The 18658-nt window shown below is 69.1% G+C and carries 8 protein-coding genes; all 8 read right to left on the reverse strand.

Annotation, left to right across the window (positions count from 1 at the left end):
* Positions 1-67: 67 nt before the first annotated feature.
* Positions 68-1876 carry an exodeoxyribonuclease V subunit alpha gene (gene recD, locus AC3QL3_RS21440; RefSeq protein WP_492896152.1) on the reverse strand — a complete coding sequence of 603 codons (1809 nt, stop codon included), beginning with the start codon at positions 1874-1876 and terminating at the stop codon, positions 68-70.
* Entirely contained in the window at positions 1870-5580 is a 3711-nt protein-coding gene (recB, locus tag AC3QL3_RS21445) for an exodeoxyribonuclease V subunit beta (protein ID WP_492896153.1), read from the reverse strand. The genes recD and recB overlap by 7 nt, the downstream gene beginning before the upstream one ends.
* On the reverse strand, positions 5577-8858 hold the full coding sequence (gene recC / locus AC3QL3_RS21450; RefSeq protein WP_492896154.1) for an exodeoxyribonuclease V subunit gamma: 3282 nt from the start codon (positions 8856-8858) through the stop codon (positions 5577-5579). Before recC ends, recB begins: the two co-directional genes overlap by 4 nt.
* Positions 8859-8960: 102 nt before the next feature.
* Entirely contained in the window at positions 8961-14189 is a 5229-nt protein-coding gene (locus tag AC3QL3_RS21455; RefSeq protein WP_492896155.1) for an ExeM/NucH family extracellular endonuclease, read from the reverse strand.
* A gap of 393 nt (positions 14190-14582) precedes the next feature.
* On the reverse strand, positions 14583-15926 hold the full coding sequence (gene mnmE / locus AC3QL3_RS21460; protein WP_492896156.1) for a tRNA uridine-5-carboxymethylaminomethyl(34) synthesis GTPase MnmE: 1344 nt from the start codon (positions 15924-15926) through the stop codon (positions 14583-14585).
* A 117-nt stretch (positions 15927-16043) separates the two neighbouring features.
* Positions 16044-17756, reverse strand: a complete 1713-nt coding sequence (gene yidC / locus AC3QL3_RS21465; RefSeq protein WP_492896157.1) for a membrane protein insertase YidC — start codon at positions 17754-17756, stop codon at positions 16044-16046.
* A gap of 127 nt (positions 17757-17883) precedes the next feature.
* The gene (gene rnpA, locus AC3QL3_RS21470) at positions 17884-18267 is read right to left on the reverse strand and encodes a ribonuclease P protein component (RefSeq protein ID WP_492896158.1); all 384 of its coding nucleotides are present in this window, start codon (positions 18265-18267) and stop codon (positions 17884-17886) included.
* Between the two features lie 14 nt (positions 18268-18281).
* Complete coding sequence (gene rpmH, locus AC3QL3_RS21475) at positions 18282-18422, reverse strand: 50S ribosomal protein L34 (protein WP_131993844.1); 141 nt, start codon at positions 18420-18422, stop codon at positions 18282-18284.
* Positions 18423-18658 lie beyond the last annotated feature (236 nt).

Below are 18658 nucleotides of genomic sequence, written 5' to 3' on the forward strand. Positions count from 1 at the left end.
AACCGAACCGACGCTGCCGCAAGCGGGAGAGGGAGTGCTCCCCCATATCGAGCAAACGAGGCGGTATTCAAGCCTCGCGCAAGAAATCGGGCAAGCCAGTGTAGCGCTCGACGCGGCGTGCGATCGCGACGCGCAACACGGCCTCTTCGGCGCAGACGGTCAGGCCTCGGCGCGCGCGCGTGACGGCCGTGTAGAGCAGTTCGCGGCCCAGTACCGCACTCGGCGTATCGGGCAGCACGATCGCGACCTGCTCGAACTCCGAGCCTTGGCTCTTGTGCACGGTCAGCGCGAACGCGCTTTCGTGCGCCGGCAGGATCGACGGCGCGAACGCGCGCAGATGGCCGTCGTCGCCGGCGAAGCAGACGTCCAGCCGTCCGTCCGGCGCGCGCCAGGCGATGCCGACGTCGCCGTTGAACAAGCCGTGCCGGTAGTCGTTGGCGACGACCATGACCAGGCGGCCGTGATACCAGGGTGCGCCCTCGCTCAAGCTCGCTTCGATCGCGCGATTGACCGCGACGCAACCGAACGGCCCCTCGCGCAATGCGCACAGCACGCGCAGGCGCGCCGACTCGGCCAGCGCCATGCCCGCATCGGCAGCCTCGGCCAGGCGCGCGAACGCCGGCGCCCAGCGCTCGTGCGCGAATCGCGTCAGCGCCGTGCGGTCGAGCGGCTGCCAGGCGAGTTCCTCCTTGTTTTCGCGCAGTACCGCCATCGACGCCTCGGCGTCGCCCGCCCGCAGCGCACGCGCGAGACGGCCGATGCCGCCGGCTTCGGCGTAACGATGGCTGCGCCGCAATTCGACGAAGGCGTCGCCGAGCGCATGCGACGAGGCGCCTGCACGCGGCACCTCGAAGCCGGTCGCGACCTCGAGATACTCGGCCGCGGCCGCGGTATAGCGATTGGCCAAATCGTCAGGCGGTGCGATCGAGGCGAACACGTGCCCTGCTTCGACCGAGGCGAGCTGGGCGACGTCGCCGAGCAAGATCAAACGCGTTTCCTCGCGCAGCGCATCGAGCAGATGCGCCATCAGCGGCAAGTCGATCATCGAGGCCTCGTCGACGACGACGATGTCGGCGGCGAGCGAGTTGTCGCGCCCGTGACGGAAACCGCCGCGCGGCCGATGACCGAGCAGGCGATGGATCGTCGACGCCTCGTCTTCGCGAATCGCCGCGCGCACTGCGTCGCTGCAGGCCAGCAAGGGTTTGCGCGCGCGGATCGCTTCGCCCAGGCGCGCCGCGGCCTTGCCGGTCGGTGCGGCGAGGCGGATGCGCGGCAGCGGCATGCCGTCGGCCTCGGCCTGTTCGAGCAGGGCGAGCAAGAGCCACAACACGCTACTGGTCTTGCCGGTGCCGGGACCGCCGCTGATCACGGTCAGATGCGCGCGCAGACCGAGCGTGACGGCGACGGCCTGCCAGTCGGTTTCGCCCGCGAGCGCGAATTGCCGCGCCAATGCCGCGCGCAGACGTGCAGCGTCGGTCGGCGGCCGCAACGAACGCGCACGCCGCAGCAAGCCGGCCGCCACGCGCCGTTCGTAGTCGTGATAGCGGCGCAGCCAGACGCGATCGTGCGCATCGAGCAGCAAGGGCAGCGCCGCGTCGCTTTCGCCGTCGCCGACCACGGGCGATGCGTGCAGCGCGGCGCGCACGGCGTCCGCATCCGGCAGCGCCATACGCAGCGGCGCATCGGTCGCCGCCTGCAGCACCTCGCCCAGCGCCGTCAGCGGCAGGCAGCTGTGGCCCTGCGCCAGCGCCTGACTCGCCGTTGCCGCCGCGAGCGCCAAGAGTTCGTCGTCACGGCCGTCGAGGCGCGCGAGCAGGCGCGCGAACTCGACGTCGATCGCGCGCAACGCGCCGGCTTGCTGCAGGCGGCTCAGCACGGCGGTTCTCCGCGCGCGCGCGGCGCCGGCGCGAGCAGCTCGTCGAGCGCTTCGATCAAAGCCAGCGGCGGACGGTCCAGGTGCACGCCGGCACTGCCGTCGCGCACCAGGCCGCGCAGGAACAAATAGACCGCACCGCCGAAGTCGCGCTCGTAATCCCACGCCGAGCCGAGCCGGCTGCGCAGCCAGCGATGCAGAGCCAGCGCGTAGATCAGGTATTGCAGGTCGTAGTCGTGCTCGCGCACCGCCGCGGCGAGTGCCTTGCCGGCGTAGTCGGAGCGGCGCGGCCCGAGCCAGTTGGTCTTGTAGTCGACCAGCCACCAGCGGCCGTCGTGTCGGTAGACCAGATCGATCACGCCGGTCATCAGCCCGGCCAGACGCTCGCCCACGCGTGCGAAACCGGCGCGATGCTGCTGATAGCCGTATTCGCGCAGCAATGCGAGCAGACGCTCGGGCGCGACGCCGCCGATCGCGAAATGGAACGGCAGCTCGGCGCGACGACGCTCCGGCGGCAGTTCGGCGAGCACAGCGCCATTGGGCAATTGCGCATTCAAGCTCGTCGCGACCAGGCGCGTGACGATGCGCTGCAGCTCCGCTTCGCGTTCGGCCGGCGCGAGCTGGTGACGACGCAGTCGCGCACGGATCGCATCGCGCTGATCGAGCGGCGCGAGCGCCTCGGCGTGATCGCGCCAGGCGGCGAAATCGATGTGTTCGAGGATTTCATGCATCGCGGTGCCGAAGCGTTCGCCGCGCGGCCAATCCGCAATGCCGCCCTCGACAGACGTCGCCTCGTCCTCGCGTTCGCCGCCGACGGCGCTCGCTTCGTCGTCGCCGCCGGCCGCGTCGGGCAGCTCTACGCGCGCACCGTCGCGCAGCTGCGAGAAGCTCGCGATCCACCAACTGGTGTCGATCGTTCGCCGCAACGAGCGCGCCGGCGGCAAGGCCAGCGACATCGGCGCATCGAGGCGGTCGAACGCGGGCGCCGGCAAGGTCTCGACCTGCACGACGTTGGCTGCCGATGCCTGCAGCCGCTGCGCGGCGGCTAGCGCTTCGGCGGCGGTCTTCGGCATCGCACCGGCGTGCCAGAGCTGGGCCAAGGCGGGCAGGGCCGCGCCGCGGCCGATCAGATCCCACGACAACCAGCAGGCGTAGCGCGCGCGCGTCAATGCGACGTAGAGCACGCGCACGCGCTCGGCCAGCTGCTCGCGCTCGGCCGCCGCTTGCGCCGTCGTGCCGGCTTCGTCGTTGGCGTCGTCCCGCGTGACGACGCGAACGGCGCGCGCGCCGTGCGCATGCCATTCGAGCAGGCGCGGATAGTGATTGGGCTGGCCCGGCGCGAGCGCGCTGAAGGGTATGAAGACGAGGTCGTATTCCAGACCCTTGCTGGCGTGGATCGTCGCGATCTGCACGCGATCGGCGTCCGCTTCCAGACGCAGCTGTTCTTCTTCGTTGCGTTCATCCGCTTGCGCGATGCGCCGATGCAGCCAATCGACCAGGTCGGCGCCCCCGACACGACGCCGCTCGGCCTCTTGCAGCAACTCGGCCAGTTGCAGGTAGTTGGTCAAACGCCGCTCGCCGCCGACGCCGTCGAGGATCGCCGCGGCGCGCGTCTCCAGCACACGCTCGAACAGCGCGAGCACGCCGCGCTCGCGCCATAGCCGTTGCAGCGCGTCGAGCGCTTGCAGTTCGCGTTGCCATCGCTCGGGCTGCGCCGGGTCGGTCAGTGCCGCCAGCGCCACGGCGTCGCGGCCGCACAGGCGCGTAGCGAGCGCCGCGCGCAGACCGGCTTCGTCGTGGCTTTCCAGGCCGCGCAGCAACAGCAGCGCGTCTTGCGCTTCGGCGCTGGCGAACACGCTGTCGCGGCGGATGGTCGCGCTGGCGACGCCGCGCGCGGCGAGCGCGTCCTGCATCAGGATCGCCTCCTTGTTCTCCGCCACCAGCACTGCGATATGGCGCGGCGCCAAAGCGACACGTTCGCCATTCTCCAAAATCGTCGCCGCACCGGCACGCGCCTTGCGCAGCCAATCGACGATCGCTTCGGCGCAGCCGGCCGCCAGCAGCGCGCGCGCCTCGTCCTTGGAAGCGCGCGCGGCGTCTTCGGGCAGATGCCAGACGGTCAATGGAGTGATCGGGCGCGTGCCGCTGCGCACGTCGTCGTCGCGCGCACGGCCGCCGGCCTCGACCGCGTGAAAGCGGATGCGCGGATCGACGAACGCGCTGGCGGCGTCTCCCTGAGCGAACACCGCGGCGATCGCCCGCAGCAGTCCGGGCGAGGAACGGAAGTTGTGCGCCAAGGCTTGCGGCGGCCCCGAAGTCGTCGCCGCGGCACGCAGATAGGCTTCGATGTCGCCGCCGCGGAAGCGATAGATCGCCTGCTTCGGGTCGCCGACCAGGATCAGCGCACCGCCCGGCCGTGCCTCGTGCATGCGGCGGAAAATCTCGAACTGGCGTGCATCGGTGTCTTGGAATTCGTCGACCAGCACGACCGGATGACGCTCGTGCAAGGACACGGCGAGGCGCGCACCGTGTTGGCGATCGACGATGGCTGCGTACAGCCGTTGGATCAGATCGTCGTAGCTTTGCCGCGCCGCGCGCCGCTTGCGCTGGTCGAGCTGTTCGATCGCGTGACGGCGCGCCGCGGCGAGCAGGACCGGCCAGCGTTGCGCTTGCGCGGCCATGAGCGCGACCTGCGCGTCGAGCCAGGTGTCGATCGCATCGGTGAATGCGTCCGGCAGCTGATCGAGCGCGCCTTTCGCCGCCTTCGCCAGTTGGCGCGTTCCGAACGACGCGAATTGCTGCAGATTCGGCGGCAACGTGTCGAAGCGCAAGGCCGCTGCGCACAGCTCGATGCGCGACTGCACGTGCTCGGCTCGATGCGTGACGCCGTTGAGACGTTTGGCGCTCGCGTGAGCGTGCACCTTGGCCAAGCTGCGCTCGCCGTCCGCGCGCCAGGCTTCGAACAATCGCGCGCGTGCGCTCTCTTCGGCGAGGTTCGCCTCAACCAGCGCTTGCGGATCGATGGCGTCGTCGGCACGCGGATAGACGAGCAGATCCGCATCGACCGCGCGCTCCAGCACACGCGCGAGTGCGTCCGGCGTGCCGATGCGTTCGCGCAGGATCGCGAAGTCCGCCGCGCGCTCGGGCGCGCTCGCGTTGAGGCGCCAGAAATCCGCGGCGATCTCGGCGATCAGATCGCGGTCGGAGCCGATCAGCTCACCCGGATCGAGCGCCTCGCCGGACGCGAACGCCTGCTCGCGCAGCACCCGCTGGCAGTAGCCGTGAATGGTGTGGATCGCCGCTTCGTCCATGCCGGTTGCGGCCAGGCGCAGGCGGCGCACGAGCGCATCGATCGCTTCGTCGGCCACGGCGCGCTCGAGCACCGCCGCCGCGAAGGCGATCTCGGTGTCGCCTTGCGCGATCGCCTCCGCGTGCCGCTCGTGCAGGTAGCGGCCGGGTGCAGCCGGCGCGGCGCGCAGCGCGGCTTCGGCGAGCGCGCTGGCCTGCAGCAGGCGACGGCGCAGCCGCTGCTTGAGCTCGTCGGTAGCGGCGCGGGTGAAGGTGACGACGAGGATGTCGCCGAGTTCCAGTCGGCGTTCGATCAACGCGCGCAAGTACAGCCCGGCGATGGTCCAGGTCTTGCCCGTACCCGCGCTGGCCTCGATCAGCTGCGTGCCGCCGAGCGGCAGTTCGAGCGCGAGGCTCATCGCGGCGCTCCGTGCAGCAATGCGGCGAGCGTGCCGAACGCGCGCGCGGCTTCTTGCTCGAACGCGGGCAGCAGAGCCGGATCGGCGAACGGTTCGCGATCGCGAAAGGCGAGCGCGATCCAGGCATCGGTGCTTTCGCCGCCGCGTTCGAATTCCTGGCGCGCGGCGTCGAGCGCCTGCTCATTCGACGCCGCTTTCGCGCCAGCGAGTTTCTCCACATACGCCCACGCCGCTTTCGGAAAAAATGCGAGCGGGGCGTGCTGACCCGCGCGATAGCCGGCGATGAGACTGGCGAGTTCGGCGCGTGCCGTCGCGGCGTCGAGACCGTGCAAGGCGTGGGTTTCAACGCCGCGTCCGCCAAGCGCGATCTGTGTGCCGTGCGCGTCGGCGGCGAAGCCGAACCGCGCGCGATCCTCGCAGGCGAGCAGAACCAGCGTCTCGATCCAAGGCCGCACCCAGTGACGGCCGTGCATCGCGGTCGGCGTCCAGAACAACAAGCCTTCGCGATACGGCGCGCGCAAGCTGCATTCGAGCGCATCGCCGCCGTCGAGCGCGAGCTCGAAGGCCAGCGGCGGCAGCCGCGTCTTGTTCGCACGCCAGTGCTCGACCACGGCGGCGATGCGCGCGGCGGCGAACGCTTCGCCGTCGTAGGCGGCGGCACCGGCCGCGCCGACCGGCAGCTGCTGCCGCATGCGCAGCTCGGCGTCGAACGCACGCGCAGGCACGCTGCCGCGTGCGAGCGCGTCGGCGACCAGCGCGTGGCGCAGGCGCGATGCGTCCAAGCCGTTCAGTTCGAGCGGATCGTCGTCTTGCGCGAGATCGTCGTGTTCGTACAAATCCAATTGCAGCACGTCGCGCAGGAAAGCGCGTTGCGGCGCGCGCCAGAAGTCAATCAAGCGGTCGAGCGAGAGCCGCGTGGATGATTCGGCTATATCGAACACGTGCGGCGCGAACGGCTGCGCGCGGCCGGCGCGACCGGCAGCGGCAGCGCTGCGCCACTCGTCGCGGTAGGTGAAGATTTCCGCCTCGCTGCGATCGAACGCGCGGCGCGCGAACGGTTGCAAGGGGTGTTCCACGATCAGTGCGCGGCGCGCGGTCGCTGTGTCCGTGTAGTAGTCGTGCGTGACGACGTCGAGCAGTTCGTCGATCAGGGCCGAGGCTTCGCGCGCTTCGCCGCTGCGCTGATCGCGCCCGACGTAGGAGAGATGCAGGGCGTCGTCGGCCGAAGTGAGGATTTGCAGGAACAGATAACGGTCGTCGTCGCGCACCGAACGGTCGCCGAGTCGGCGTGCGCGGCGCAGCTCGCGCTCGAGCCGGCTGATGCCGAGCGCCGGTTCACGGCGCGGAAACGCCTCGTCGCCCAAACCCAATACGGCGATCACGCGGAACGGAATCGCGCGCAGCGGCACCATGCCGCAGAAGCTGACGCCGCCGGCGAGAAAGCGCTGTTGCGGATCGGCTTGCGCCAGCTGTTCGCCGAGAAACGCGCGCACGCTGGACCAGCTCAAGGGTTCGTTGCAACCGGCGCTGGCCGCGTCTTCGGCCAGTGCGGCCAGCGCGGCGCGGATCGCACCGAGCGCGCGGCGTTCGTCGCGATCGGCGTCTTCGAGCGAGAACAGCGCGGCAAGCGCGTCCGCGTACAAGTCGCGCCACGCCGCCGGCGAGTGCACGCGGCGTTGCGCGGCGGCGAGTTGTTCGAGTTCGCGCAGCAAGACCAGCGCTTGCCCCAGCGTGGCCGCGGCGCGGCCTTCGACGGCAGCGACCGGAGCGATGCCGGCGACCCCCTGCTCATCGCCGCCGGCCATGCCGAGCAACAGACGTTCGATCCCTTCGGCCCAGGTGAATGCGCGGTAGCGGCCGGCACCGAAGGCGGCGCGGGTCGATTCGTCCAGGCCCCAGCGCACGCCGGCCAGATCGAACCAGTGGCGCAAGTCGGCCAAGGCGTCGGTGTCGAGATCGAGCCGGCGCCGCACGGCCGGCAACGAGAGCAGATCGAGGAATTCGCTGACGCTCCAGCGCGAGGCCGGCAGCGCGAGCAAACGCAGGAAGGCTTCGACCAGCGGATGCTCGTCGTCGGCGCTGCGGTCGGCGATGGTGTAGGGGATGCGGCGCGGATCGTCGCTCGGCAAGGCGCCGAACACCGCTTCGATCGCCGGCGCGTAGGCGGCGACGTCGGGCAGCATGACCGCGATCTCGCGCGGCTGCAGGCTCGGGTCGCGCTCGAACAAGTCGAGCACCCGATCGTGCAGCACCTGCACCTCGCGCAAGGGCGAATGACAGACGTGCACGCGCAGCGAGTGATCGTTCGGATCGGGCGAAGGCGCGCGTTCCGACGGCAGCGGCGTGCGCAATTCGAGAATGTCTGCTTGCAGGCGGCCGAGCAGATGCGCGCGCGCGGGCTCGCGCAGGACCGCCTGCTCGTCGGCCGGTTGCACTTCCTCGTAGGAGAACACCTGCTCGAAGAATTCGCGGCCGACCCGCCCCCAGGAGGCGAGCAGCGGTTGTTCCGGCGTTTCCAGCGGCTGCGCACCTGCGCGCAGGCGTTCACGCAAGCTGCGCTCCTCGCCCCAGTACTCGGCGCAGGGCGAGGGCAAGAGGAAGTCGAGCTCGACGTATTCACCGATCGCGCCGAGCACGCGCAGCGTATCGGGCGCGATGTTGAGGCAGCCGAACGCGGCCAGGCGCGGCGGCAATCCCTTCGGAACCGCCGCGCCACCGCTGTGACGCGCGAGGAAATCGCCGATCAGGCCGGCGCGATGCGGCTCGGCGCTGCCGCGCACGAGACGGCGCCAGGCTTCGGCTTGCCAGTCGTCGCGCTCTTGGCCGCGTTCCCACTCGGCCAAGAGATCGCGCCGATACGCTTGATAGCGTTCCAACGCGGCGGCGAATTCCTGCGCCAGCTGCAGGCGCTTGAGCTCGCCGCCTTCGCCGCGCAGATAGTGCGCGAGCGGCGCGCCGACCGCTTCCTGCGCGAGCTCGGCCAAGAGCGGGAACAGTCGCCAGCGCAACACGTCGCGATCGTAGAGCGAGCGCTCGCCGAGCTCGGGGCGATTGGCGCGCAGCACCTGCCAGACGAATTGCGCGGGCAGGCGGAAGTCGAGATTCGCGACGACGCCTTGCGCCTCTGCCAGTTCGATCTCGAGCCAGCGGCGCATACCGGGATGCGGCACCAGCACGACCGCCGGAGTCAGCAAGGTCTCGCGGTCGGCCGCGACGATGCGCTCGCCGAGAATCCGGGCGAGGCCGCGCAGGTCGTTGCCGTAGTGAAGATGGAACACCGGCCCGATTATCCGGCAATCGATCTCAGTCGCGGAGACGACCCCTCAACGCAAAAGAGCCCGGGTCGCCCCGGGCTCTTCGCGTTTCACGGCATGGCGTGCTCAGTTGGGCAGCAAGGCCAGCCAGGGCGTGCCGTCGATCTCGCTGATGCGCAAGCGCACGAGGCGACTGGTCTCGCTGCGCTCGGTCGCCTGCAGCGAGGCGGCGCCGACGGCGAGGCGAACGTAGCCGTCGCTCTGCTGCGCGGCGGCCGACTGCCAGGCCAGATCGAGCGGCTCGGCCGCGAGATCGACGTTGCGCCATTCGCTGCGCTGCGGACGACCTTGCGCGTCGTGCAAGCTCAAGCGCATCGCGGTCTGCGCGCCGAAGCGCGCCAGCTCGATCGAGACCGCAGCACCTTGCGCCGTGTCGCCGCGCGCGACCAGCACCGGCATCGGACCGAGGCGGTCGAGCAGGCTGGCTTCGACCTGCAGCTGCGCACTGACGAAGCCGCCGGCGTCGCCGTGAGCATCCAGGTTCAGCGCGGTCGCCGCTTCGTCGAAGCCGTCGCGGAACAACACGATGATCGTCGCCGGCGTATCGCTGGCGCTGTTGTTGGCCGGGTTCGGATCGATCACGCTGCCCACGAGGGTTGCCGTCGCCGTGTGGTTGATCACCTCGCTGGCGCCGCCTTGCACGGTCGCCGAGTAGGTGTAGACCACGCGCGTGCCGGGCGGCAGCGTTGCGGTTTCGTCGAGCGTGTTGCCGCTGCCGCCGGCGCAGGTGGCGGCGCCGGTCGGCGTGCAGGTCCAGCTGCCGTCACCGAGTTCGGGCGGCAGCGTGTCCTGCACGTTGACGGTGGCGGTCCCCGTGCCGCTCAAGTGCTTCACTTCGATCACGGCGTTCAAGGTTTCGCCGACCTGCGCGTACTCGCGGCCGTCGTCGATGCTGATACCGATGTCGGCCTGCGCGGCGACACCGTTGCCGTTCAAGGTGAAGCTGCCGCTGCCGGGGGCGTCGGCGGTGACGCTGACGGTTTGGCTGGCCATGCCGGTCGTGCCGGGGGCGAAGGTGTAGCTCAGCTGGCAGCTCGTGCCGGCCGCGATCGTGATCGGCAGATTCGCACTGCAGCTGCCGGCGCCGCGCACGAACGGTGCCAACGGCGGGCTCAGTGCGGTCACGTTGAGCGTGGCGTTGCCGCTGTTGCCGAGCGTGATCATGCGCGCCGGCGTGCTGGTGCCGACGGTCTGATCGCCGAAATCGATCGTGGCCGGCGTGATCGTCAGCTGGCCCTGCGGGGCTGCTTGCACCTGCGTCGTCGCGGTCGCGCTGTCGTTGGCGGGGTTCGGATCGCTGCTGGTCGTGCTCGCCGTCGCGGTGTTCGAAAGCTGCATGCCGCCGGCCACGCCGGCGTCGACTTTGACGACCAGGGTGAATGCGACATTGCCGGGCGCGAACGCAGCGTTGCTGCACGAGACCGTACCCGCTGCACCGACCGCCGGCGTGGTGCAGCTCCAGCCGCTGACCGGAGCGAGCGAGACGAAGCTGGTGCCGCTCGGCAGCAGGTCGGTCAAGGTCGCTGCGGCGGCACTGCTGGGGCCGGCGTTGGTCAGCGTGATGGCGTAGCTCAGGTTGGTGCCGGCGACGACCGGATCGGGCGTGTCGGTCATCACGACGCTGAGGTCGGCGACCGCGTTGACCGTGGTCGACACCGTCGCGGTGTTGTCGGCGGTATTGGGGTCGTTCGCCGCACTGGCGACGAAGCTCGCCGGCAGCGTGCCGGGCGCGAAGCTCGGCGACAGCGCGACGACCAAGGTGAACGTGGCCGATCCTGCGGCAGGCAGTGTGGTGACGGTGCAGTTGATCGCGCCGCTCGCACCGACCGCTGGCGTGGTGCAGTTCCAGCCGGCGGGTGCGCCGAGCGAGACGAAGTTGACGCCGGTCGGCAGCGTGTTAGTCCAGGCCACCGTGTTGGCGGCATTGGCGCCGTTGTTGCCGATCGCGACGGTATAGACGAGCTGCGCGCCGGCGTTGACCGGATCGGGCGCGTCGGTCACGTGGATCGCGAGATCGCTGTTGCCGCCGGCGGTGGAGAACAGGCCGACCAGCACCGGATCGTGGTCCGAAGCGCGGTAGGGCGTGTTGGGCTGCCACAAGCTGCGCGGCGGCGTCAGGTTCGAGCCGTCGGGCTCTTCCTCGAACGCGGCTTCGCCGGTGTCTTTGACGTCGTCGTTGTAGTCGAACAGCGGCACTTCGTCGGCATTGATGTGCCACGGTTTCGCGCCGACGACTTGCGCGGCGAGGCTGCTGCTGGCGAGCGCGTAGTCGAGATGGCCGAGCTGGCCGTCGAACAGGTAGGAGTACTCGCCCGGAGAGCGGCTGCTGACCAGATCTTCGAAGCCGCCGGCGGCGAGCGTGCTGATCGGCGTTTCCTTCGCGTTCGAGTTGAAGTCGCCGAGCAGGAGCACGTCCGGGTCGCCGGCCGCAGGAATCACGGTCGAGTTGACCCAGCTGAGCAGGCGGTTGGCCTGTTGCGTGCGCGTCGCGGCGAAGCAGGACTGGCCGTCGCCGCTGTCCGAGTCGCCACCGCTGGCACCGCCGCAACCCTTCGACTTGAGATGATTCGCGATCACGGTGAAGCGCTGGCCGACGGCCGGGTTGGTGGCGTCGACGACGTCGAAGGTCTGCGCGATCGGCGGACGATTGTTGATCGAGTTGGTGTCGACCAGCGGCGAACCGACCGGCGACAGCACGCCGGAGCGATAGATCATCGCGACGCGGATCGCGTCGGTGCCGACCGAACCGCCCGTGCTGACGCGTGCGTACGGATGGGTGCCGCCGCAGCGCGCATTGATCGCCGCGACCAGATCGGTGATCGCGTTCTGCGCCGAGTCGTTCTCGATTTCCATCAGCGCGGCGACGTCGGCGTTGAGGCCGCACAGCGCGATCGAGGTGCGCTCACGCTGACGCTGCAGTTCGGCGTTGCTGTCGGCACCGCGGCAGTCTTGATTGGCGGACGGGCCGCAGTTGCCGGACGAGTTGCTGGCGGTGGTGTCGATGGTGGTGAAGTAGTTCAGCACGTTGACGCCGGCGGCCTTGATCGCGCCGCCGACGGCCGGTGCTGCGGTCGGCCGCAGATTGGCCGGGGTGAACGTCGCCGGCCGCGCCTCGGTCGGACGGATGCGCCAGGCATCGGTGCCGCTGGCGCCGGCCCAGGACCAGTGCAGCACGCCGGTGAGATTGGCCACCTGGTCGCCGCCGCGGAAGTAATCGGCGCCTTGCGTGCCGGCCGAGAAGCCGCCGTTCGCGTGCGGGTGATAGACGTACTGGCTGCCGTTGGGCAGGGTCAGCGGCCAGTTGTCGACGTTGTTGGTGTCGTCGAGGATCACGCGGCGACGATCCAATTCGGCCAGATGCGCCGAATAGCCCGCTGCGCTCGGCGCATTGGTTTCGGTGAACTGGCGCGGACGGTCGCCCGGGAACAGAAGAATCTGGCCGAAACGCGCGAGCTGGAAGTATTCCGACACCAGCAAGGTATCGGTGTAGGTGACCAGCATGCTCTCGCGCGCTTCGTAGAACACATTGACGTCACCGAAGATCGGCAGCGAGATCGGCGAGGGCGTGACTTCCGACAAGTGGTTGCCGGCGTCGCTGATGACCACCGCGATCGCGCTCGACGCGGTGATCTCGGTCAGGCCGTTGAACTCGGAGACGACGCCGGTGGCGCGCACGCGCTGACCTTCGGCGACCGCGACCGGGCAGGCGGCGCAGTACACGAAGATGCCTTCGGAGGTGTTCGGATCGGCGTCGGCGTCGACGTCTTCCTCTTGTACGAAGAAGCCTTGCAGGTTGGTCTGCTGATAGCTCGCGGTGACCACGCCTTCGACCGTCACGGTCGCGCCGATCATCGGCGAAGCGGCGCCGTTGCCCTGCACGTCGTGGATGCGATCGGCGCCTTGCGCGTCGTTGTTGACGATGGTGCCGAGACCTTCGACGTCGGCGGCGATCGCGCCGGTCACGTTGCTGACGCGGACGAAGAAGGTTTCGTCCGGCTCGAAGGTGGTGTCGCCGTTGACGCTGACGTCGAAGGTGTAGCTGGAGCTGCCGGCCGCGATCGACTGGCCGGTCAACGAACGTGCGGTGTAATCCGACGGCGCGGTCGCCGTACCGTCAGCGGTCGCGATGTCGAAGGTGACGCCGCCGGCCGGCGCCGGGCCGGACAAGCTGACGGTAAAGGTGTAGACGGTGGTGCCGCTGTCGGGCTCGGTGTGGCTGACGTCGTCGACGCTCAGCTGCAGACCGCCGTCGTCGTTCTGGATCGTGCCGATGCCGGTGCCGACGGCGACACGCGCGCCGACGACATTGAACAGGTTCACCGAGAACTGCTCGTCGGCCTCCGGCGTGGTGTCGCCGTTGACGGTGACGTCGAAGGTGTAGCTGCTGCTGCCGGCCGGAATGGTCTGCGCGGTCAGCGAGCGAGCGGCGTAATCCGACGGCGCGGTCGCGCTGGAATCGGCGGTGGCGATGTCGAAGGTCACGCCGCCGGCCGGAGCCGGCTCGGACAGGCTGACCGTGAAGCGGAACGTGCTGGTGCCGCTCTGGCCTTCGGCTTGGCTCACGTCGTCGATCGAGATCGAAGGTTGCGCGACATCGCCGTGCGGGATGACCGAGAAATCGTCGATCGAGAGGCCGTGATCGGCACCGGTCTGGTCCGGATCGGACCAGCGCAGCATGATCTCGGCGCCGTCGGCGATGTCGAGGCCGCTGATCGTCGCCGTGCGCGCACTGCGGTTGGCCGCGAGGTTGCCGTTCAAGGCGGCTGCGGTTCCGCCCGTCACGGGGCTGGTGAAATCGAGCGCGGTCACCGCGGTGCCGGCCTGCTGGAACTCGGCCAGCGAACCGGAGACGGTCGGCGCGCCGACGAGATAAGAGAACGCGACCGTCTGCGCGGCGGCGGCGCTGTTGCGCCATTGCTCGCCGGTGTAGACGACGTCGAGCGAGGTGATGCGCCCGCCGGTGTGGTTCTGCAGTCGCACCCCCCAAAAGAAGCTGCCGGCCGCCGCGTTGCCCGAACCGATCGAGCCGAGCGCGCGATCGGAATCGCCGGCCGCGCCGTAGCTGTACAGATTGCCGGAGTTGCTGCTGCCGACGTCGGCGACGATCGTGGTGCCGGTGCCGGTGCGCGCGTGGAACCAGCCGGGCACGGTCGAGTTATTGGTCCAGGTCGCGTTGCCGCTGACCGGCAGCGTATTGAAGTTCTGCGTGTAGGCGACGTCGAGCGCGGTCAGCGAGACCTGCGCGAAGGCCGGCGCCGACAGCAGCGCCAACGTCGACAGGGCCAACACGCGCACGGACGTGCGATGCGCAATAGCTCGCGACCACGGCGAGCGCGGAAGAAGGAAAGAAATCACGGTCACCCCAAGATCAAAGACGGAAACGATCAAACCCCAGACGTTCGGCCGAGCCGCCGGCCGCGCTCATTTCGGATGAACCCCTGCCCGACATGAGCGTGCGAAGGTTACCTGCTAAGCATGCCGGCTGCATGCGACAGCCCGATTACGTGGATTTCGACACGGAAATGCGGGAGCTGGGCGGGTAGGCGGCACTTGTCTCGCAATGCGCGGCCCGACGTTCGTCGAAGCGGACTGCTTTCGAGGTGCCGACGCGAAAGCACGGCTGGTCTAAGCGATCGCCTGCGGTCGCCTGGCCGGGGGCGAGCCGTGCGGACGCCCCTCGATGGACCGTCATTTGCCGATGCAGAACGAGGCGAAGATCTCGCCGAGCAGATCGTCGCTGCTGAATTCGCCGGTGATCTCGCCGAGCGCCTGCTGTACCTGGCGCAGTTCCTCCGCGGCGAGTTCGCCGGCTTTGCGAACGCTCAACGCTTCGGCAGCGGCGGCGAGATGCTCGCGCGCGCGTTCGAGCGCGGCGACGTGGCGCGCACGCGCGCTGAAGGCGCCGTCGCCTTCTTCGACGCCGGCACGGCGCTTCAATTGGGCGACCAGCTGCTCGAGTCCGGCGCCGCTCTTCGCCGACAGCCACACATGCGTGCGCCCTTCGCGCGTCTCGCTGCGCGGCGACGCGGCGGCGAGATCGATCTTGTTGTGCACCACCATGCGCGCGGTTTCCGGCGGCAGCTCCACCAACAAACTCAGATCGTCCGTGGCGTCGACGGCGTCGGTGACCAAGAGCGCGAGATCGGCGCGATCGAGTTCGGCGCGCGCGCGACGCACGCCTTCCTGCTCGACGACGTCGCCCGCTTCGCGCAAGCCGGCGGTGTCGACCAGGGTCAGCGCGACGCCGTCGAGATCGATCGTCTCGCGCAAGACGTCGCGCGTGGTGCCGGCGAGGTCGGCGACGATCGCGCGTTCGCTCGCCGCGAGCGCATTCATCAGACTCGACTTGCCGACGTTCGGCCGACCGACGATGACGACGTGCAGTCCGTCGGCGAGACGCACGCCGCGGCGCGCGGCAGCGAGCAGTCGGTCGAACTGCGCGCGCAGCGCGGCGAGATCGGCGGCGAGCGTCGGTGCGGCGAGAAAGTCGATTTCTTCTTCGGGAAAATCGATCGCCGCTTCAATCCAGACGCGCAGGCGCACGACCGCTTCGAGCACGGTCTGCACCTGTCGCGAAAACTCGCCTTCGAGGCTGCGTTGCGCGGCGCGCGCGGCGGCGGCCGAGCCGCTGGCGATGAGATCGGCGACTGCTTCGGCCTGGGCCAGATCGAGTTTGCCGTTGAGAAAGGCGCGTTCGGAAAACTCGCCCGGCCGCGCGTGACGCGCGCCGAGCTCGAGCATGCGTGCGAGCAGAAGACGCAGCACGACCGGGCTGCCGTGCGTCTGCAGTTCGAGCACGTCTTCGCCGGTGTAGGAACGCGGCGCTGGAAACGCGAGCAAGAGACCGCGGTCGATCAATTCGCCGTCGGCGTCGCGGAACCCGGCGTAGTGCGCATGGCGCGGGCGCGGCTCGCGGCCGAGCAGCTGACGCGCGATGGTCGGAGCGAGCGGGCCGGAGACGCGCAACACGCCGACGCCGCCGACACCGGGCGCAGAGGCCACGGCGGCGATGGTGTCGGCGCGCGCGTTCACGGCAGCGACGGCGCGTTCATGCTTGAACGCGGCTTCGGTGCGTCGCAGGCGGAATCGGAGTTCGGCTGCATTCGAAGAATCCGGTGCGGCCTTGCTGCTCGGCCGCGCTTGTCACGACTACGCCTTGGCGGCTTTGACTTCGCCCGCCTCGACGCGCTTGGTGATGATCCACTGCTGCAGCAGCGAGAGGCCGCCGTTCGCGGTCCAGTACAGCACCAGGCCGGCCGGGAAGAAGGCGAACAAGACCGAGAAGATCACCGGCATGATCTTCATCATCTTCGCCTGCGTCGGGTCCATGCCGGTGGTCGGGCTCAGGAACGAGGTCGCGACCATGACCAGGCCGTTCAACACCGGCAGCACGTAATACGGATCGGGCGCGGAAAGGTTCTGGATCCAGCCGAGGAACGGCGCCTGACGCAGTTCGACGCTTTCGAGCAGCACCCAGTACAAGGCGAAGAACACCGGCATCTGCACCAGCATCGGCAGACAGCCGGCGAGCGGGTTGGCCTTTTCCTTCTGATACAGCTCGAGCATCGCCTGATTGAGTTTCTGGCGGTCGTCGCCGTAGCGTTCCTTCAGTGCTTCGATGCGCGGCTGCAGCTTGCGCATTTTCGCCATCGAGCGGAACTGCGTTTCGCTGAGCTTAAAGAACGCAGCCTTGATCAAGAGCACCAGCAGGATGATCGCCAGACCCCAGTTGCCGGTCAGCTTGTGCAGCTGCGCGAGGATCCAGTGCAGCGGTTCGGCGATCACGGTGAAGATGCCGTAGTCGACGGTCAACGACAGTCCCGGCGCGACCTGATCGAGCGTGCTCTGCAATTTCGGGCCGATGTACAGCCGCGCAGTCTCGGTCTTGGTTTCGCCCGGCGCGACCGCGATCGGCGGCGACAGGGTGCGGATCAGATAACGCTTGGCGTCGCCGACCGACACCACCTTGGTCGCGTATTGATCGGTTTCGGTGCCCGGTGGAATCCACGCGGCGAAGAAGTAGTGCTGCAGCATCGCCGCCCAGCCGCCAGTGACGCTCTTGTCGAGCGGCTCTTTCTCGAAATGATCGAATTTCAGCTTCTGGAATTTGTCGGTGGCGCTGTACCAGGCCGCGCCGGCGAAGCTGTAGTGCTCGGTGTTGGTGTAGCCCTTGATGCCGCTGGTGTCGTACACCGGCGGCACGCGCTGCAATTGGCGATAGGCGTTGCCGTTCCAGGCGGTCGCGCCGCCGTTGGTGATTTCCTGGCGCTGTTCGATCACGTAGCTGGCGCGTTTGAACACCAGCACCTTGCGCACGGACAGGCCGGAAGCGTCGGTCCAGCTCAGCGGCACTTCGAGCGTGTCGGCGCCGTCGGCGAGTGCGTAGGCATTCTTTTCGGCGCTGAAGGTGGCTTGATGATCCGGCGCGGCGCCGTTGGCGCTGACCAGGCCGCTTTGCGCGGCGAAGTAGGTCGGCGCGCGATCGTCGAGCAGACGGACCGGATGGGCGAAGTCTTTCGGCTGCTGCGGATAGGCGAGCAGTTCGGCGACGACGACGTTGCCGCCGCGCGGGCTGATCTCCACGCGCAGGAGGTCGGTGGTCACCACGATGTTCGGTGCGCTTGCCGTGGCCGCTGCGGCGGCGTCGGGTACGCCCGGCGTCGGCGCAGGCGTGTTGGCGTTCGCGCTCGGTACATCCGCGGTGGAAGCCGGCGCCGCTGCCGTCGTGCTTGAGGCGGAGGTCGTCGTCGTGGCTGCGGTCGGCGCGGCCGTGGGTTTGTTGTAGTCCTCCTGCCACTGCATCCAGAGCAGGTAGCCGAGGAACAGCAAGGCGATCAGAAGGAAATTGCGGGGACTGGTCATGACGGAAGTCTGTAGACGCAAAAGCGGTCGCCTGCGGGGCGCGGCGCGGTTCCGCGCCGCGCGCGTGGCCGAAACGATCCTTGAAGGCGTGGGGCCTGCGCAGGCGGGCAGCGCGAGGGCGGAAGAGTCAGTCGCGCATTGTGCCGGCGGCTTGGGTGGCGTTCAACGTCGCGATGCGTTGCCACAGGCGTTCCAGTTCCGCGTGCAGGCTCGCGTTCGGCTCCAGATCGGCGCTGCCGCGCGCGATCACGAGGATGTCGACCATCGGCAGGCCGGCACGCGCGTGGCGAAAACTGTCGCGCGCGATGCGCTTGATGCGGTTGCGGCGAACGGCCTTTTTGGAGACGCGCCGTGAGACGGCCAAGCCGAGACGCGCGCTGTCGCCGTCGTTGGCGGCGACTTCGGCGCTGAAATGACGAGTGCCCACGCGGCGGCTGATGCCACGCAGGCGAGCGAAGTCTTGGGGGCGGAGCAGACGCGCCGCGCGCGGGAACGGAGCCGGCGCGCTCACGCGTTCAGGCGATGTCAGACCGCCAGACGCTTGCGGCCCTTGGCGCGGCGCGCATTGATGACCTTGCGGCCACCACGGGTCTTCATACGGGCGCGGAAACCGTGGTCGCGCACGCGCTTGAGGTTGCTCGGCTGGTAAGTGCGCTTGGTGGCCATTGGCTGTAACGCCGCAATTTCAAAAAAGGGCGCGGATGATAGGGCGGGATCCGCCGGCGCGTCAAGTTTCGGGATGGGCGTTCGAGCCTGGCGTGATGTCGCGTTCGATCGGCGTCGCGTCGGCCCGCGCCGCCGCCGGCTGCAGTTCGCACTGCTAGACTCCCGCTTCTGCCCGCCGTGCCGCTCGCTGCCGCCGGCGCTCTCCCGCCTTCCCGAATTCTGGAACCGCATCATCC

Source organism: Dokdonella sp. GW821-FHT11D02 (assembly GCF_058808595.1).